Genomic DNA, 17932 nt, shown 5'->3' on the forward strand with positions numbered 1-17932 from the left:
ACAAAAAAGCCCGGCTGATCATCGATCAGCCGGGCTTTTTAGTGCTTGAAAATAACTTACTTCTTCAAGCCGTAATGCTCATCCAGCATGCCGGGGGCGTTTGGCGTTTTTGGCGCGTAGTCCCGTGGTGGCTCCTGGTTTTCCCGCGGTGGGGTCAGGCGTTCCCGCGGAGTTTGCGGCGCATCGGAATGCAGCGCAGCCAGCAGACGCTGACGGGTGATGTCGTCGAGGGCCAGGCGGTTGGCGCCATCGGCGAGGTGATCCTGTACTTCCTGGTAGCTCTGGGTGAGCTTCTTGACCAGGGTCGCGGTGCTGTTGAAGTGGGTAACAACCTCGTTCTGATAACTGTCAAAACGTTCCTGAATGTCATCCAGCTGACGCTGCGTGCGGTTAGGCGCGGCATTCGGCAGCAGGCGGGCAACCAGGAATCCAATGGCGACACCGGCAACCAAGGCGAGAGTCGGCAACAACCAAACTAAGAGCGAGTGTTCCACGAGTCCTTCCTCTATAAACGGCTTTGCTTTACGTTAACGGCTCGGACCTGCGCTGTATACCGCGATTAAGCTCGCAATCATGCCAAGCACAGACTTTTAGCTAGACGAGTCGACCCTTTGAGAGGTCACGGAGTTCATTCCTTGCTCATGCGTGAAACCCCCGTTTTGATCGATGGCCCAGTTGGCCAATTGGAAGCCCTGTACCTTGATCACCCCGAGCCACGCGGCCTGGCGCTGATCTGCCACCCGAACCCGGTGCAGGGCGGGACCATGCTTAATAAAGTCGTTTCGACCCTGCAACGCACCGCCCGCGATGCCGGTTTGATTACTTTACGTTTTAACTACCGTGGCGTCGGTGCCAGCGCCGGAACTCACGACATGGCCACGGGGGAGGTGGACGATGCCGAAGCAGCCGCCACCTGGCTGCGGGAAAAACACCCCGACTTGCCAATCACTCTGCTCGGGTTCTCATTCGGCGGTTACGTGGCCGCCAGCCTCGGCGGGCGCCTGGAAGCCAAGGGCGAACAGCTTGCGCACCTGTTCATGGTCGCTGCCGCCGTGATGCGCCTGCGCGATACCGACGTGCTGCCCCAAGGCTGCCCATTGACCCTGATCCAGCCGGAAACCGACGAGGTGGTCGACCCGCAAGTGGTCTACGACTGGTCCGCGGCCCTGAAACGCCCCCATGAGCTGCTGAAAGTGGCAGAATGCGGACACTTTTTTCATGGCAAGCTGACCGATCTCAAGGATCTGGTGCTGCCGCGCCTCTCGAATTGATAGCAGTCTGATAAGCGATTACCCATGACGACTCGTACCCGTATCCTCACCGGCATCACCACCACCGGCACGCCGCACCTGGGCAACTACGCCGGCGCGATCCGCCCGGCGATCCTTGCCAGCCAGGACGCGAATGCCGACTCCTTCTACTTCCTGGCCGACTACCACGCCCTGATCAAGTGCGATGACCCGCAGCGCATCCAGCGCTCGCGCATGGAAATCGCCGCGACCTGGCTGGCCGGTGGCCTGGATGTGAACCGAGTAACCTTCTACCGCCAGTCGGACATCCCGGAAATCCCCGAGCTGACCTGGCTGCTGACCTGCGTTGCCGCCAAGGGCCTGCTTAACCGCGCCCACGCCTACAAGGCCTCGGTGGACAAGAACGTCGAAACCGGCGAAGACCCGGACGCGGGTATCACCATGGGCTTGTACAGCTACCCGGTGCTGATGGCCGCGGACATCCTGATGTTCAACGCGCACAAGGTGCCGGTCGGCCGCGACCAGATCCAGCACGTGGAAATGGCCCGCGACATCGGCCAGCGTTTCAACCATCTGTTCGGCAACGGTAAAGAATTCTTCACCATGCCCGAGGCGTTGATCGAAGAAAGCGTCGCCACCTTGCCGGGCCTGGATGGCCGCAAGATGTCGAAAAGCTACGACAACACCATCCCGTTGTTCACCAGCGCCAAGGACATGAAGGACGCGATCTCGCGGATCGTCACCGACTCCCGCGCGCCTGGCGAAGCCAAAGACCCGGACAACTCGCACTTGTTCACCTTGTTCCAGGCGTTTGCCACCAAAGCCCAGGAAGAAGAGTTCCGCGCCGAATTGCTGCAAGGCCTGGGTTGGGGCGAGGCGAAGAGCCGTCTGTTCCAACTGCTGGACGGCCAGTTGGGTGAGGCGCGCGAGCGTTACCACCAACTGATGTCGCGCCCGTCGGACATGGAAGACTTGCTGCTGATCGGCGCCAAGAAAGCCCGTGCGGTCGCGGCGCCGTTTCTGGCCGAGTTGCGTGAGGCTGTTGGCCTGCGCTCGTTCGTCAACCAGGCCGCCGCGCCGGTGGCTGCCAAGAAGAAAGCCGCCAAAGCCGCACGCTTTGTGAGCTTCCGTGAAGACGACGGCAGCTTCCGCTTCCGCCTGCTGTCGGCCGAGGGCGAGCAACTGCTGCTGTCGCGCAACTTTGCCGACGGCAAAGCGGCGGGCGCGGTGACCAAGCAATTGCAAAACGGTGACGCGCTGGATGTACGCCCCGAGGCCCTGAGCTTCAGCGTATGGCTGGATGGCGCTGTGGTAGCTGACAGTGCCGCGTTCGCCGACGAAACGTCGCGTGACGCCGCCATCGCTGCTCTGCGCGTGGCGTTGACGCCAATCGAGGATTAACCCGACCAAGGGTTGATTGCCATTATCCGGGGCCGTCGTTACAGTGGCGGCCCGTTTTTGTTGCCTTGCTAACGAAATTATGACGCCCCTAGAACGATATCAAGCTGATCTGAAACGCCCTGAATTCTTCCATGACGCCGCCCAGGAAAACGCCGTGCGTCATTTGCAGCGCCTGTACGACGACCTGATCGCGGCCTCGCACAACAAGCCAGGGATGTTCAGCAAGCTGTTTGGCAAGAAAGACCACACACCGGTCAAAGGCCTGTACTTCTGGGGTGGCGTGGGCCGGGGCAAGACTTACCTGGTCGACACCTTCTTCGAAGCGTTGCCGTTCAAGGAAAAGGTCCGTACGCACTTCCACCGCTTCATGAAGCGCGTGCACGAAGAAATGAAGACCCTGCCGGGCGAGAAAAACCCGCTGACCATCATTGCCAAGCGCTTCTCCGAAGAAGCGCGGGTGATCTGCTTCGATGAATTCTTCGTTTCCGACATCACCGACGCCATGATCCTGGGCACGCTGATGGAAGAGCTGTTCAAGAACGGCGTGACCCTGGTCGCCACCTCGAACATCGTGCCCGACGGCCTGTACAAGGACGGCCTGCAGCGCGCACGCTTCCTGCCCGCCATCGCGCTGATCAAGCAGAACACCGAGATCGTCAACGTCGACAGCGGCGTCGACTACCGCCTGCGTCACCTTGAGCAAGCCGAGCTGTTCCACTTCCCGCTGAACGAAGCGGCGCATGAAAGCCTGAAAAAGAGCTTCCGCGCGCTCACGCCGGAATGCACAAAGGCGGTGGAAAACGACAAGCTGATGATCGAGAACCGCGAAATCATCGCGCTGCGCACGTGCGATGACGTGGCCTGGTTCGAATTCCGCCAACTGTGCGACGGCCCGCGCAGCCAGAATGACTACATCGAACTGGGCAAGATCTTCCACGCGGTGATCTTGAGCGGCGTAGAACAGATGAGCGTCACCACCGACGACATCGCACGGCGTTTCATCAACATGGTCGACGAGTTCTACGACCGTAACGTGAAGCTGATCATCTCGGCGGAAGTCGAACTCAAGGACCTCTACACCGGCGGTCGCTTGAACTTCGAATTCCAGCGTACGCTGAGCCGCTTGCTGGAAATGCAATCCCACGAGTTCCTGTCGCGCGGGCATAAGCCGTAAGTGAAGTGATCGAACTGTAAAAGGCCCGCAGTCATTACGGGCCTTTTATAGGGTTGGCGCAGGTTAAAAAGTGATCTGGTCGTCGCGGGGCGGCGGCGGTGTCACGGGGATCGTGAGGCCGTCTGGAGTAAGCAAATTAACTGCGCCGTCTGGCTCGATCTGGAGTTTGGCCTCCCTCGGTTCATCCCTTGCACCCTTTTTCTTCTTGTTCTTCTCTTCGTCGTTCTGATCGTTCTGATCGTTCTGCAGCGACTCAGCCTGATTCGCGTCTGGTTTATCGGCGCTGGCTGTCTGGTTCAACTGAACAGCCGGGTTGAACGAGCTGCTTGATATGGATGACATGGTTGAATCTCCGCTCTGGTTTAAGCCAAATGAATTGAGAAAAAGCCTTTCGCGAGTCTGAATTCAATCCGACAGAAACAGCCGACTTCTTCTAGCGCTTAACATGCCAGCCGCACTGGGCGCAGGGGATTCGTCTTCGTCCTGTACTGCTGTAGGAAATGGAGGCCTTGCTTGAGGTGTGAGTAGGGCTCAACGGGTTGTTAGTTCGACCCTGCACCATTGCGGTATGGCAGGGTCGCTTGCATCGTCAGGGAGCGGATCTATGCGGCTTGCTGAAATTGCTGCCGGTACTGGTTCGGCGACAACTCCGTGTGCTGCCTGAACAACCGCGCAAAGAAGCTCGCATCGTCATAACCCACCTCATAACTGATGGTTTTGATGCTCTTGCGGCTGCCCGACAGCAAGCCCTTGGCGGTCTCGATGCGCAGGCGTTGCAGGTAATGCAGCGGCTTGTCGCCGGTGGCGGTCTGGAAGCGTCGCATGAAGTTGCGAATGCTCATGCCGTGCTCCCGCGCGACGTCTTCAAAGCGGAACTTGTCGGCAAAATGCTCTTCGAGCCAGTGCTGGATCTGCAGGATGATCACGTCCTGGTGCAGCTTCTGGCCGCCAAAACCGATGCGCCCCGGCGCGTAGCTGCGCTGCACTTCGTAAAGAATGTCGCGGGCCACGGCCTGGGCGATGTTGGCGCCGCAGAAACGTTCGATCAGATAGATGTAGAGGTCGCAGGCCGAGGTGGTGCCGCCGGCGCAATACAGGTTGTCGGCGTCGGTCAGGTGCTTGTCCTGGTTGAGCTGCACCTTGGGGAAGCGTTCGCTGAAGGCCGTGAAGAATCGCCAATAGGTGGTCGCTTCCTTGCCATCGAGCAAGCCGGCTTCGGCCAACCAGAACACGCCGGTGGCTTCGCCGCAGAGCACCGCGCCACGCGCATGTTGGGCGCGCAACCAGGGCAGCACTTGCGGGTAGCGTGTGCACAGCGCGTCGAAGTCGTCCCAGAAGGCCGGCAGCACGATGATGTCGGCATCTTCGAGGCCGCCATCCACCGGCATGATCACATCACTGAAGCTGCGCACCGATTGCCCGTCGGGGCTGACCAGGCGTGTTTCAAACGCTGGGGTCAGGCCCAGGCCTTGTTGTTTGCCATACCGCAGGCTGGCGAGATGGAAGAAATCCTTGGCTTGCATGAGGGTTGAAGCGAATACCCGATCAATGGCCAAAATGCTGACGCGCCGCAACGGCGTGGAGATTTGGTTAGACATAATTTCATTTATTCTTATAGGGGAAAGTGGTCACCAGACGGCTGGATCGTCTTATTTTTTGTCGCATGTGTCCAGTGTCCTGTGACGCCTTCGCGGCATAGGCTCTGGGGTCTGGCTTTTGTCCGACAATCCACGCAGGTGACCCATGATCCCCAGAACCTTGTTCAGCTCGGAGCACGAACTCTTCCGCGAGAGCGTGCGCACCTTCCTCGAAAAACACGCCGCGCCGTTCCATGCGCAATGGGAGAAGCAGGGCTATATCGACCGTGGGCTGTGGAGCAAGGCGGGGGAGGCGGGCATGTTGTGTTCGCATCTGCCGGAGGAATATGGCGGCCTGGGCGCGGACTTTTTGTACAGCGCGGTGGTGATCGAAGAGATCAGCCGCCTCGGTTTGACCGGCATCGGGTTTTCCCTGCATTCGGACATCGTCGCGCCGTACATCCTGCATTACGGCAGTGAAGCGCTGAAACACAAATACCTGCCCAAATTGATTTCGGGCGAGATGGTCACAGCCATCGCCATGACCGAACCGGGCGCCGGCTCCGACTTGCAGGGCGTCAAGACCACGGCGGTGCTGGACGGCGATGAGTACGTAATCAACGGCTCAAAAACGTTCATTACCAATGGCTTTCTCGCCGAGCTGGTGATCGTGGTGGCCAAGACCGACCCCAAGGCCGGCGCGAAGGGCACCAGCCTGTTTTTGGTGGAAGCTGATACGCCGGGCTTCGACAAGGGCAAGCGCCTGGAGAAGGTGGGCATGAAGGCCCAGGACACCTCGGAGCTGTTCTTCCAGGACGTGCGTGTGCCCAAGGACAACCTGCTGGGCCAGGCCGGCATGGGTTTCGCGTATTTGATGCAGGAGTTGCCGCAGGAGCGTTTGACCGTGGCGATTGGTGCGCTCTCATCGGCTGAAGCGGCGTTGGCGTGGACGTTGGAATACACCCGCGAGCGCAAGGCGTTCGGCAAGGCGATTGCCGACTTCCAGAACACCCGGTTCAAGCTCGCGGAGATGGCGACCGAGATTCAGATTGGTCGTGTGTTCGTCGACAAATGCATGGCGTTGCACCTGGAAGGCAAGCTCGACGTGCCTACCGCGGCGATGGCCAAGTATTGGGCCACGGACCTGCAATGCAAAGTGCTCGACGAGTGCGTGCAGTTGCACGGCGGCTACGGTTTCATGTGGGAATACCCGATTGCACGGGCTTGGGCGGATGCGCGAGTGCAGCGCATTTATGCGGGGACCAATGAGATCATGAAGGAGATTATTGCGCGGGCGCTCTGATTTTGTGGTGTGGCTGAGGGCCCCATCGCAGGCAAGCCAGCTCCCCATTTGACGGTGTTCGCAGTTCAAAATGTGGGAGCCGGGCTTGCCCGCGATGGCGGCCTAAAGATCAATCATGGCGCAGGGTTCGGATGATCCTTCTGAATCGCCTCAATCCCTTCCAGCACTTCTTTCGGCAGTTTCAGGTCAGCACTGGCAATGTTGCTGTCCAGTTGCTCCAGTGTCGTGGCACCAATAATGTTGCTGGTCACAAACGGCTGTTGCGTCACGAACGCCAGCGCCATCTGCGCCGGGTCCAGGCCGTGCTCACGCGCCAGTGCCACATAACGGCTGCAGGCGGCTTCCGACTGCGGGTTGAAGTAGCGGCTGAAGCGGCTGTATTCGGTCAGGCGTGCCTTGGATGGGCGTGCGCCGTTCTCGTACTTGCCGCTGAGCATGCCGAATGCCAGCGGCGAGTAGGCCAGCAGACCGCATTGCTCACGAATCGCAACTTCCGCCAGGCCCACTTCAAAGCTGCGGTTAAGCAGGTTGTAGGGGTTCTGGATCGACACCGCGCGGGTCCAGCCACGGGCTTCGGCCAGGGCCAGGAACTTCATGGTGCCCCACGGGGTTTCGTTGGACAGGCCGATGTGGCGGATCTTGCCGGCCTTCACCTGTTCGTCCAGCGCTTCGAGGGTTTCTTCCAGCGGGGTCAGGTCGTCTTCGTCCTTGTGCTTGTAGCTCAGTTGGCCGAAGAAGTTGGTGCTGCGCTCCGGCCAGTGCAACTGGTAGAGGTCGATCCAGTCGGTCTGCAGGCGTTTGAGGCTGGCATCCAGGGCTTCGACGATGTGCTTGCGGTTGTGGCGCAGGTGACCATCACGGATGTAGTCGATGGTGTTACCGGGGCCGGCGATCTTGCTGGCGAGGATCCAGTCGGCACGGTCGCCGCGGCTTTTGAAGTAATTACCGATGTAACGTTCGGTGGTGGCATAGGTGTCTGCCTTCGGCGGCACCGGGTACATTTCGGCTGTGTCGAGGAAGTTGATCCCTGCGGCCTTCGCCCGTTCGATCTGCGCGAAGGCCTCTGCCTCGCTGTTCTGCTCACCCCAGGTCATGGTGCCCAAGGCTATCGCGCTTACGTTCAGATCGGTTCGGCCCAGCTGTCGATAATCCATCGGGTACTCCTTCGGGGAAAACAATCATAAAAGCAGGTTGAATTTTTTTTCGCAATCTGCATAATTGCCCACCTCTTTCTGCAGTGGAAGTGATGCGCCGCCTGCCGAAGAATCTTGCCGTTGAACGGACGCGCCGACCCGAGCCCCCGATAGCGTCTGTATCCGGCTGCCTTTGACTTGTCAAAGTACGCACTATTCAGTAAGATCCGCCGTCTAATTTACAGGGCGGCCCCTGAGGCTATTAAAGAATGACAACTTTTACTGCAAAACCGGAAACAGTTCAGCGCGACTGGTTTGTCGTCGACGCCGCTGGTCAGACCCTGGGTCGTCTGGCCACTGAAGTCGCCAGCCGTCTGCGTGGCAAGCACAAGCCTGAGTACACCCCTCACGTTGACACCGGTGACTACATCGTGATCATCAACGCTGAGCAGGTACGTGTTACCGGCAACAAAGCGCAAGACAAAATGTACTACCGTCACTCCGGTTTCCCAGGCGGTATCAAGTCTTCGAACTTTGAAGGCCTGATTTCCAAGAAGCCTGAAGCCCCGATCGAAATCGCGGTCAAAGGCATGCTGCCGAAGGGCCCACTGGGTCGCGATATGTTTCGCAAGCTGAAAGTCTATGCGGGCGCTGTACACCCTCATGCTGCTCAGCAGCCCCAAGAACTGAAGTTTTAACGGAATAGTTCATTATGTCGGCGACTCAAAATTACGGCACTGGCCGTCGCAAAACCGCAACCGCACGCGTTTTCCTGCGTCCGGGCACTGGTAACATCTCGATCAACAACCGCACTCTGGACAACTTCTTCGGTCGCGAAACTGCCCGCATGGTAGTTCGTCAGCCGCTGGAACTGACCGAGACCGTTGAAAAGTTCGACATCTACGTCACCGTTATCGGTGGCGGTGTAAGTGGTCAAGCTGGCGCAATCCGCCACGGTATCACTCGCGCTCTGATGCAGTACGACGAAACCCTGCGTGGCGCTCTGCGCAAAGCTGGCTTCGTTACTCGCGATGCTCGTGAAGTTGAACGTAAGAAAGTCGGTCTGCGTAAAGCGCGTAAGCGTCCGCAGTACTCGAAGCGTTAATTCGCTTTACGTTCCACAAAAACGCCCAACTCCTCACGGAGCTGGGCGTTTTTTATTGCCTGCGATTTATGCACATTTTTCGCCGTGACAACTTGCCACATCCGTAGACCCCCTATACTACAAGGCCTGGAGGGGCAGCCCCGGGCAATTCCCTTGTCATACGTGGGGCTTTTCATTACCATCCGACAAAATTTTTATAAGTAAAGATTCAACACTTAGTAGACGCCTGATTTAACAGGCCAAAAAGCTGATGGGAGAGGACTGAATGAGCAATGACGGCGTGAATGCAGGCCGGCGTCGCTTCTTGGTAGCAGCCACATCCGTGGTGGGTGCTGCAGGAGCGGTGGGGGCTGCGGTCCCGTTCGTGGGGTCATGGTTTCCCAGTGCCAAGGCGAAAGCCGCAGGTGCACCGGTGAAGGTGAATGTCAGCAAGATCGACCCAGGCCAGCAGATGATTGCTGAGTGGCGCGGTCAGCCGGTCTTCATCGTTCGTCGTACTGAGGAAATCCTGGGGAATCTGAAGAAAATCGAAGGTCAGCTGTCTGATCCCGATTCGAAGAATTCCGAACAACCCGCCTACGTCGATAAGGAAATCCGTTCGATCAAGCCAGAGATCCTGCTGCTGATCGGTATCTGCACCCACTTGGGTTGCTCGCCTACTTTCCGCCCTGAAGTTGCACCTGCCGACCTGGGCAAAGACTGGGTCGGGGGTTACTTCTGCCCCTGCCACGGCTCCCATTACGACCTGGCTGGTCGCGTCTACAAGTCACAACCCGCACCACTGAACCTGCCAGTTCCGCCACATCACTACGAGACTGACAGTGTCATTGTCATTGGCGTCGACGAGGGGGAGAAAGCCTGATGAGCAAGTTCATGGATTGGGTGGATGCGCGTTTCCCCGCTACCAAGATGTGGGAAGACCATCTCAGCAAATATTACGCACCAAAAAACTTCAACTTCTTCTACTTCTTCGGTTCACTGGCACTGTTGGTGCTGGTTAACCAGTTGGTCACGGGTGTTTGGCTGACGATGAGTTACACGCCGTCGGCCGAAGAGGCCTTCGCCTCCGTTGAAGGGATCATGCGCGACGTCGAGTACGGCTCGATTCTGCGCTTGCTGCACTCCACCGGCGCCTCGGCGTTCTTCATCGTGGTCTACATGCACATGTTCCGTGGCTTGCTCTACGGTTCGTACCAGAAACCCCGCGAGCTGGTGTGGGTGTTCGGCATGCTGATCTACCTGGCGCTGATGGCGGAGGCCTTCATGGGCTATCTGCTGCCGTGGGGCCAGATGTCGTACTGGGGCGCCCAGGTGATCATCTCGCTGTTCGGCGCAATCCCGGTCATCGGCAACGACCTGACCCAGTGGATTCGTGGCGACTACCTGATCTCCGGCATCACCCTGAACCGCTTCTTCGCCCTGCACGTCGTGGCGCTGCCGATCGTGATTCTGGGCCTGGTGGTACTGCACATCCTGGCGCTGCACGAAGTGGGTTCGAACAACCCGGATGGCGTCGACATCAAGAAACACAAAGACGAAAACGGCATACCGTTGGACGGCATTCCGTTCCACCCGTACTACACCGTGAAAGACATTGTCGGCGTAGTGGTGTTCCTGTTCATCTTCTGCTCGATCGTGTTCTTTTTCCCGGAGATGGGCGGGTATTTCCTCGAGAAGCCTAACTTCGAACAGGCCAACGCCTTCAAGACACCTGAACACATTGCACCGGTCTGGTACTTCACGCCGTTCTACGCGATCTTGCGGGCGATTCCAGACAAGCTCATGGGTGTTGTTGCCATGGGGGCGTCGATTGCGCTGCTGTTCGTGCTGCCGTGGCTTGACCGCAGCCCGGTCAAGTCAATGCGCTACAAGGGGTGGTTGAGCCGGATCTGGCTGGTCGTGTTCTGCATCGCGTTCATGCTGCTGGGCTGGACCGGCGTCAAGGCACCGACGCCTGCGCTGACAGTGCTGTCGCAGGTCTGCACCTTCCTGTACTTCGCCTACTTCATTCTGATGCCGTTCTACACCCGGCTCGAGAAGACCAAACCGGTTCCGGAAAGGGTGACTGGCTGATGAAAAAATTATTTGTTGCATTGATGCTTGCGGCGCTGCCGCTACTGTCCTTCGCCGCCGAGCATGGCGCAGAACTGGAGAGCGTCGACATTGACGTGTCTGACAAGGCCGCCATGCAGGATGGCGCGCGTACGTTCGCCAACTACTGCATGGGTTGTCACAGCGCCAAGTTCCAGCGTTATGAGCGTGTCGCCGATGACCTGGGAATACCCCACGAACTGATGATGGAGAAACTGGTGTTCACGGGCGCCAAGATCGGCGACCACATGAACATCGGCATGCAGCCTGCCGACGCCAAGGCCTGGTTCGGTGCTGCACCGCCTGACCTGACCCTGGTGGCGCGCGTGCGCGGCACCGATTGGCTGTATGGCTACCTCAAATCCTTCTACGAGGACCCGGCGCGCCCTTGGGGTGTGAACAATAAAGTCTTCCCGAACGTCGGCATGCCTAACGTTCTGGTCGGCCTGCAGGGTCGCCAAGTGGTAGGATGCAAGCAGGTTCAGGTCGTTGAAGACGGCAAGAAGCAATATGATCCGTTGACCGGCACGCCTTTGACTCATGAAGCGTGCGATCAACTGACCATCGTGCCCAAGACCGGTACGCTGAATGAAGAGCAGTTCGACGAGAAGGTCAAGAATCTGGTGACCTTCCTGGCCTACTCGGCCAACCCGGTCAAATTGCAACATCAGCGCATCGGCACCTATGTATTGCTGTACCTGGCTTTCTTCTTCGTGTTCGCCTATCTGCTCAAACGCGAATACTGGAAGGATGTGCATTGATCCAACCGTAAGCAATTGCTGTTAATCTTGCGCGCCCAGCGGCATCTCTGAACATGTAGCGGTCTGGTTGAACCAGGCACTACAGAGATGCTCTCTGGGCGCGCTCGTTTTTGAGCTTTCGATAATTTCAACAAGCGAGGAGGACCGCCATGGGCGTGACCAATCGGTTGGCCTGTTACTCCGACCCCGCCGACCACTATTCCCACCGAGTACGCATCGTGCTCGCAGAGAAGGGTGTCAGCGCCGAGATCATCAGTGTGGAGGTGGGTCGTCATCCACCAAAACTGATCGAAGTGAACCCTTACGGCAGCTTGCCCACCCTGGTCGATCGTGACCTGGCGTTGTGGGAGTCAACCGTGGTGATGGAATACCTGGATGAGCGTTACCCTCATCCGCCTTTGCTGCCGGTATACCCGGTGGCGCGTGCCAACAGCCGCCTGCTGATCCATCGGATCCAGCGTGACTGGTGCGGGCTGGTGGATGTGATTCTGGATTCACGTACAAAAGAAGCCGTTCGAGTGCAGGCACGCAAGGAATTGCGTGAGAGCCTGACCGGTGTTTCGCCGCTGTTCGCCGACAAACCTTTTTTCCTCAGCGAGGAACAAAGTTTGGTGGACTGCTGCCTATTACCCATACTCTGGCGCTTGCCGATTCTCGGTATTGAACTGCCGCGGCCGGCCAAGCCGTTGCTTGATTACATGGAGCGCCAGTTTGCGCGTGAGGCTTTCCAGGCGAGTCTGTCTGGTGTCGAACGCGATATGCGCTAAGGCTTAAGGAGCCGCTGATGAACTCCAGTCGACCCTATTTGGTCCGCGCGCTCTATGAGTGGATTGTGGACAACGATTGCACCCCGCACATGCTGGTCAACTCTGAATTTCCGAAAGTTGACGTACCGCAGGGTTTTGCCAGTGATGGGCAAATTGTGCTGAACGTATCGCCGAGTGCCGTGCGCCACCTGCACATGGACAACGAGGCGGTGAGCTTTGAAGGGCGTTTTGGCGGCGTGCCGCATACGCTGTTCGTGCCGATTGGTGCGATTCTCGGGATCTATGCCCGTGAGAATGGCCAAGGCATGGTGTTCGATCTGGAGTCGCCTTTCGAGGACGACGAATCGATCGAAGGCGAAGACGGTGATGATGTGCCACCACCCGATTCCGAGCCACCGCGTCCAAGCGGTCGGCCGAGCCTGAAAGTGGTGAAGTAAGCGGCTTTCACCCTCGGGCGAGCCGGAAAAATGCCTCGACATATGTCGGGGCATTTTTTTGCGCGAAGGATGTGGATGAAAGTCGCGACAGAACGGTGATCGTACAACCGCCATGGGCTATGATGCGGGCTCAAGTTCGCCGAGAAAGATGGTTCATCATGGAAAACGCCAACACCGCCCCTCGTCTTCCCCGCAAGCGCCGCAGCCTTGCCCAGGAATTGGTCACGGTGTTGTCCGAGCAGATCCGCGACGGCCAACTCAAGCGTGGCGATAAGTTGCCCACCGAGTCGGCCATCATGGAAGCCCATGGCGTCAGCCGCACCGTGGTGCGTGAAGCGATCTCGCGCTTGCAGGCGGCGGGGCAGGTGGAAACGCGGCATGGTATCGGCACCTTTGTGCTGGACACGCCAAGCCCCAGCGGTTTTCGCATTGACCCGGCCACGGTGGTGACACTGCGTGATGTGCTGGCGATTCTGGAACTGCGCATCAGCCTGGAAGTGGAGTCGGCAGGCCTTGCCGCGTTGCGTCGCAGCGACGAGCAACTGGCCGCCATGCGTGCCGCCCTCGATGCCCTGAATGAAAGCGCGGCGCACGCCGGCGATGCAGTGGCCTCAGACTTCGCGTTCCACCTGGAAATTGCGCTGTCCACCGGCAACCGCTACTTCACCGACATCATGACCCACCTGGGCACCAGCATCATTCCGCGTACTCGCTTGAATTCGGCGCGCCTGGCCCATGATGACCAGCAGCACTACATGGGCCGCCTGAGCCGCGAACACGAAGAAATTTATGAGGCGATTGCCCGCCAGGATTCGGATGCGGCGCGGGCAGCCATGCGCTTGCACCTGACCAACAGCCGCGAGCGCCTGCGCCATGCCCATGAAGAGGCAGAGGCGCAGCGCGTTTAAGGGCTACACAGATCTAATGTAGGAGCTGGCTTGCCTGCGATTGCAGCACCTCGGTCTGTCTGAAAGGTCGAGTCGCCGGCATCGCAGGCAAGCCAGCTCCCACAGTGATCATTCCCATGCTCTGCGTAGGAATGATCTACCTTTTTAGTTCGCCGGCTGGTTAGGTTTGTAAGACTGAAGCAGCAAGTACGTACTCCAACCCCACCAATCATTGGTCCAGTGTTTGTCGTTGAGGTCATTCACGTCCTTGCGACGCAGCACCTTGTCTCCCTCCATCTTGAACAGCGGCGAGAAATTGTTCGCCGGGTTCTGCGCGGCATTCAGGTCCGGCACGTACAGCGGCGCCTTGAAGTTGGCCGGGGAGGGCGCGACACCGCTGATAAAGGTCTCAAAGATCTCATCAGCCGAGGCCTGCACCGCGCGTTTGACCATCGCCCGATTGTCCGCGTCGATGGCGTCGAAGTAGCGTTTATCCCCATAGGCATGCCATTGATCACCCTTGGCATTGCGCACCTTGAGCCCGAACTTGCTGTCTTCATCGTGCATGAAGCGGCTGATCAGCGAGCCCAGTTCGCCCGGCGTCACCACCGCGGCCAATTGTTTGCGCGGCACGCGCAGATGGCCGGCGGAAAACAGGTCGGTCAAAAAGTGATCAGCAAAGCTGTTCATTGCATAGGCCAGTTCCAGTGCCTGGTCGGTGCCGGTTTGATGGGCTACGACTGCTTGTTGCAACGCCGCCGTATGCCCGGCCAGGTAGGCCGACAGCGCCCATTCGCCGAAATGGTCGGCGTTGTCCGCGGCCAACTTCAAATAGCGCCCCAGTGGAATCAAGGCCGACACCGCACTGCCACCGCCGGTGATGCGGTTCCATTCTTCAGACAACGTATCGCCCAGCGCGTCATAGGCTTCATGGGGTTGTTTGCCGTCCTTGATCGCCTGCTTGACCGCGTTGATCTCCTTTTGCATCACCGCGAGGATCTTCCCGGCTTCTTCCCGCGAGGCGGGCAGCACTGCCAGCGAATTGAACGCGGCGCCAAAGCGTTGCACGCGCTCTGCAGGCGTGGCGCCATCGCTGATGGGTTGGCCAGGGATGCCATAGAAGTCACCGCCCAAGGCGATCACTTGGCCGTAGGTGAGCGCCAGCCCGTTGGGCAGGTGCAGCTCGACTTGGTGGGCGGGAATCGCCGGGGCATCTTTGACGAAACGCAACAGCGTTTCATCGCCGATAGCCGTGTGTTCACCGCCTTCGAAACGCAGAGTCGGTGGGGTTTTTTCGGGTGCTGCGAGTTCAAGACCTGACATGTTAGCTCCTTGCTATGTCGTAGGAATCTTCCTTGATAACTGTATGCATATACAGTTATCTGGAGCATAGAGGAATAATTTCCTACGTCAAGAAGTCAGGTTTAAACGCTTAGCCGCGGATGAAGCCCGATGAATTGCAGTTGACGAATCTTTTTATAGTTGTACGATGACGTACGACATCACCAAAACCAACAACAACCTTTCGATAGAAAGTCTTCGCCCAGGGTGTTCGAATAATGAATCCACAAGAACTGAAGTCCATCCTCTCCCACGGTCTGCTGTCTTTCCCCGTGACCGATTTCAATGCGCAGGGTGACTTCCACCAGGCGGGTTACATCAAGCGTCTGGAATGGCTGGCCCCGTACGGCGCCACGGCCTTGTTCGCCGCCGGCGGCACCGGTGAGTTTTTCTCCCTGGCCGCCAGCGAATATTCCCAAGTGGTGAAGACCGCTGTTGATACCTGCGCCACCAGCGTGCCAATCCTCGCCGGTGTCGGTGGTTCGACGCGCCAGGCCATCGAGTACGCCCAGGAAGCCGAACGCCTGGGTGCCAAAGGCCTGCTGCTGCTGCCGCATTACCTGACCGAAGCCAGCCAGGACGGCGTTGCCGCCCACGTGGAAGCGGTGTGCAAGTCGGTCAAGATCGGCGTGGTGGTCTACAACCGCAACGTCTGCCGCCTGACCGCGCCCTTGCTGGAACGCCTGGCCGAACGCTGCCCGAACCTGATCGGCTACAAAGACGGCCTGGGTGACATCGAGTTGATGGTCTCGATCCGCCGTCGCCTGGGTGACCGTTTCAGCTACCTCGGCGGCCTGCCGACTGCAGAAGTTTACGCCGCTGCCTACAAGGCCCTGGGCGTGCCGGTTTATTCCTCGGCGGTGTTCAACTTCATCCCGAAAACCGCGATGGACTTCTACCACGCGATTGCCCAGGACGATCACGCCACCGTCGGCAAGATCATCGACAACTTCTTCCTGCCTTACCTCGACATCCGTAACCGCAAAGCCGGTTATGCCGTGAGCATCGTCAAGGCCGGTGCAAAAATCGCCGGCTACGACGCAGGCCCGGTCCGCACGCCGCTGACCGATCTGCTGCCGGAAGAATACGAAGCCCTGGCCGCGCTGATCGACAAGCAAGGTCCGCAGTAACTCATCAACAAGGCCGCTGAGAGATCAGCGGCCTTTTGCGTCAGGAGAAGATTTGTGTCCCAAGCCAAACGTTTTGAGAACTACATCAACGGCGAGTGGGTGGCCGGTGCCGACTACTGCAACAATATCAACCCGTCGGAGTTGTCCGATGTCATCGGCGAATACGCCAAGGCTGACGTAGCCCAAGTCAACGCCGCCATCGACGCCGCCCGCGCTGCTTTCCCGGCCTGGTCGACCTCCGGCATCCAGGCTCGTCACGATGCCCTGGATAAAGTCGGCAGTGAAATCCTCGCGCGCCGCGAAGAACTCGGCACCCTGCTGGCCCGGGAAGAGGGCAAGACCCTGCCCGAAGCCATCGGCGAAGTGACCCGCGCCGGCAACATTTTCAAGTTCTTCGCCGGTGAATGCCTGCGCTTGTCCGGTGACTACGTGCCGTCGGTGCGCCCGGGCGTGAATGTTGAAGTCACCCGCGAAGCCCTGGGTGTGGTCGGCTTGATCACGCCGTGGAACTTCCCGATTGCGATCCCTGCCTGGAAAATCGCCCCGGCCCTGGCCTACGGCAACTGCGTGGTGATCAAACCGGCCGAATTGGTGCCGGGTTGCGCCTGGGCCCTGGCCGAAATCATTTCCCGCGCCGGCTTCCCTGCCGGTGTGTTCAACCTGGTGATGGGCAGCGGCCGTGTGGTCGGCGATGTGTTGGTCAACAGCCCGAAAGTCGACGGCATCAGCTTTACCGGCTCGGTCGGCGTTGGTCGTCAAATCGCCGTCAGCTGCGTGTCGCGCCAGGCCAAAGTGCAGTTGGAAATGGGCGGCAAGAACCCGCAGATCATTCTCGACGACGCCGACCTCAAGCAGGCCGTCGAGTTGTCGGTACAGAGCGCGTTCTACTCCACCGGCCAGCGTTGCACCGCCTCGAGCCGCTTGATCGTCACCGCCGGTATTCACGACCAGTTCGTCGCGGCCATGGCCGAGCGCATGAAGTCGATCAAAGTCGGCCACGCGCTGAAAAGCGGCACCGACATTGGCCCGGTGGTTTCCCAGGCCCAGCTGGATCAGGACCTGAAATACATCGACATCGGCCAAAGCGAAGGCGCGCGGCTGGTCAGCGGTGGCGGCCTGGTCACCTGTGACACCGAAGGTTACTACTTGGCGCCGACGCTGTTTGCCGACAGCGAAGCCGCCATGCGCATCAGCCGTGAAGAAATCTTCGGCCCAGTGGCCAACGTGGTTCGCGTAGCGGACTACGAGGCGGCGCTGGCCATGGCCAACGACACCGAGTTCGGCCTCTCGGCGGGTATTGCCACCACCTCGCTGAAGTACGCCAACCACTTCAAGCGCCACTCCCAGGCCGGGATGGTGATGGTCAACCTGCCGACCGCCGGTGTGGATTACCACGTGCCGTTCGGGGGGCGTAAGGGTTCGTCGTACGGTTCGCGTGAGCAAGGTCGCTATGCGCAAGAGTTCTACACCGTGGTGAAAACCAGCTACATCGGGTCGTAACACGTAACACCCGTGGGAACTGGCTTGTGTGGGAGCTGGCTTGCCTGCGATAACGGTACATCAGTCACAGAGATG

At 58.9% G+C, this 17932-nt stretch carries 19 protein-coding genes; 14 read left to right on the forward strand and 5 right to left on the reverse strand.

Annotated elements, in window-relative coordinates:
• Positions 1-56 precede the first annotated feature (56 nt).
• Positions 57-494, reverse strand: a complete 438-nt coding sequence (locus L8I05_RS20950; RefSeq protein WP_003171734.1) for a DUF1043 family protein — start codon at positions 492-494, stop codon at positions 57-59.
• 147 nt (positions 495-641) lie between these two features.
• On the opposite strand from L8I05_RS20950, the gene L8I05_RS20955 reads away from it, so the two are divergent.
• The 3 genes from L8I05_RS20955 to zapE all read left to right on the forward strand — a co-directional run bounded on the left by L8I05_RS20955 (position 642) and on the right by zapE (position 3825).
• On the forward strand, positions 642-1271 hold the full coding sequence (locus L8I05_RS20955) for an alpha/beta fold hydrolase (RefSeq protein WP_177016521.1): 630 nt from the start codon (positions 642-644) through the stop codon (positions 1269-1271).
• Positions 1272-1295: 24 nt separating this feature from the next.
• Positions 1296-2651 carry a tryptophan--tRNA ligase gene (locus L8I05_RS20960; protein WP_242171369.1) on the forward strand — a complete coding sequence of 452 codons (1356 nt, stop codon included), beginning with the start codon at positions 1296-1298 and terminating at the stop codon, positions 2649-2651.
• Positions 2652-2730: 79 nt separating this feature from the next.
• Positions 2731-3825, forward strand: a complete 1095-nt coding sequence (gene zapE / locus L8I05_RS20965; RefSeq protein ID WP_177016519.1) for a cell division protein ZapE — start codon at positions 2731-2733, stop codon at positions 3823-3825.
• A gap of 63 nt (positions 3826-3888) precedes the next feature.
• On the opposite strand, the gene L8I05_RS20970 is transcribed toward zapE, so the two are convergent.
• Both L8I05_RS20970 and L8I05_RS20975 read right to left on the reverse strand, forming a co-directional pair.
• On the reverse strand, positions 3889-4167 hold the full coding sequence (locus L8I05_RS20970) for a hypothetical protein (RefSeq protein WP_242171370.1): 279 nt from the start codon (positions 4165-4167) through the stop codon (positions 3889-3891).
• 260 nt (positions 4168-4427) lie between these two features.
• Positions 4428-5348 carry a GlxA family transcriptional regulator gene (locus L8I05_RS20975; protein ID WP_174245663.1) on the reverse strand — a complete coding sequence of 307 codons (921 nt, stop codon included), beginning with the start codon at positions 5346-5348 and terminating at the stop codon, positions 4428-4430.
• Between the two features lie 220 nt (positions 5349-5568).
• On the opposite strand from L8I05_RS20975, the gene L8I05_RS20980 reads away from it, so the two are divergent.
• Entirely contained in the window at positions 5569-6705 is a 1137-nt protein-coding gene (locus L8I05_RS20980) for an acyl-CoA dehydrogenase family protein (RefSeq protein WP_159954230.1), read from the forward strand.
• A gap of 113 nt (positions 6706-6818) precedes the next feature.
• Here L8I05_RS20980 and L8I05_RS20985 read toward each other — a convergent pair whose 3' ends face one another.
• The gene (locus L8I05_RS20985; protein WP_242171371.1) at positions 6819-7859 is read right to left on the reverse strand and encodes an NADP(H)-dependent aldo-keto reductase; all 1041 of its coding nucleotides are present in this window, start codon (positions 7857-7859) and stop codon (positions 6819-6821) included.
• A gap of 248 nt (positions 7860-8107) precedes the next feature.
• On the opposite strand from L8I05_RS20985, the gene rplM reads away from it, so the two are divergent.
• From rplM to L8I05_RS21025, 8 genes are all read left to right on the forward strand, one after another.
• Positions 8108-8536 (forward strand): 50S ribosomal protein L13, encoded by a 429-nt coding sequence (gene rplM / locus L8I05_RS20990; RefSeq protein WP_003171742.1) that lies wholly within the window; start codon positions 8108-8110, stop codon positions 8534-8536.
• Between the two features lie 14 nt (positions 8537-8550).
• On the forward strand, positions 8551-8943 hold the full coding sequence (gene rpsI, locus L8I05_RS20995) for a 30S ribosomal protein S9 (RefSeq protein ID WP_003171743.1): 393 nt from the start codon (positions 8551-8553) through the stop codon (positions 8941-8943).
• Between the two features lie 265 nt (positions 8944-9208).
• Positions 9209-9805, forward strand: coding sequence for a ubiquinol-cytochrome c reductase iron-sulfur subunit (gene petA, locus L8I05_RS21000; RefSeq protein ID WP_053254389.1), 597 nt, complete (start codon positions 9209-9211; stop codon positions 9803-9805).
• Positions 9805-11016, forward strand: a complete 1212-nt coding sequence (locus L8I05_RS21005; RefSeq protein WP_159954232.1) for a cytochrome bc complex cytochrome b subunit — start codon at positions 9805-9807, stop codon at positions 11014-11016. The genes petA and L8I05_RS21005 overlap by 1 nt, the downstream gene beginning before the upstream one ends.
• Positions 11016-11795 carry a cytochrome c1 gene (locus L8I05_RS21010; RefSeq protein ID WP_159954233.1) on the forward strand — a complete coding sequence of 260 codons (780 nt, stop codon included), beginning with the start codon at positions 11016-11018 and terminating at the stop codon, positions 11793-11795. Before L8I05_RS21005 ends, L8I05_RS21010 begins: the two co-directional genes overlap by 1 nt.
• 149 nt (positions 11796-11944) lie before the next feature.
• Entirely contained in the window at positions 11945-12562 is a 618-nt protein-coding gene (locus L8I05_RS21015; RefSeq protein WP_159954234.1) for a glutathione S-transferase N-terminal domain-containing protein, read from the forward strand.
• Positions 12563-12579: 17 nt separating this feature from the next.
• Positions 12580-12999, forward strand: a complete 420-nt coding sequence (locus L8I05_RS21020; RefSeq protein ID WP_159954235.1) for a ClpXP protease specificity-enhancing factor — start codon at positions 12580-12582, stop codon at positions 12997-12999.
• Positions 13000-13157: 158 nt separating this feature from the next.
• On the forward strand, positions 13158-13907 hold the full coding sequence (locus L8I05_RS21025) for a FadR/GntR family transcriptional regulator (protein WP_159954236.1): 750 nt from the start codon (positions 13158-13160) through the stop codon (positions 13905-13907).
• Between the two features lie 144 nt (positions 13908-14051).
• Here L8I05_RS21025 and L8I05_RS21030 read toward each other — a convergent pair whose 3' ends face one another.
• The gene (locus tag L8I05_RS21030) at positions 14052-15209 is read right to left on the reverse strand and encodes a phospholipase (protein WP_242171374.1); all 1158 of its coding nucleotides are present in this window, start codon (positions 15207-15209) and stop codon (positions 14052-14054) included.
• A 236-nt stretch (positions 15210-15445) separates the two neighbouring features.
• On the opposite strand from L8I05_RS21030, the gene kdgD reads away from it, so the two are divergent.
• Together kdgD and L8I05_RS21040 are read left to right on the forward strand one after the other, a co-directional pair.
• Positions 15446-16357, forward strand: coding sequence for a 5-dehydro-4-deoxyglucarate dehydratase (gene kdgD, locus L8I05_RS21035; RefSeq protein ID WP_159954238.1), 912 nt, complete (start codon positions 15446-15448; stop codon positions 16355-16357).
• Between the two features lie 54 nt (positions 16358-16411).
• Positions 16412-17857 (forward strand): aldehyde dehydrogenase family protein, encoded by a 1446-nt coding sequence (locus tag L8I05_RS21040; protein ID WP_110622098.1) that lies wholly within the window; start codon positions 16412-16414, stop codon positions 17855-17857.
• Positions 17858-17932 lie beyond the last annotated feature (75 nt).

Source organism: Pseudomonas sp. MONT-RG-20F-20-E-7-02 (assembly GCF_022662395.1).
Classification (GTDB): Bacteria; Pseudomonadota; Gammaproteobacteria; order Pseudomonadales; family Pseudomonadaceae; genus Aquipseudomonas.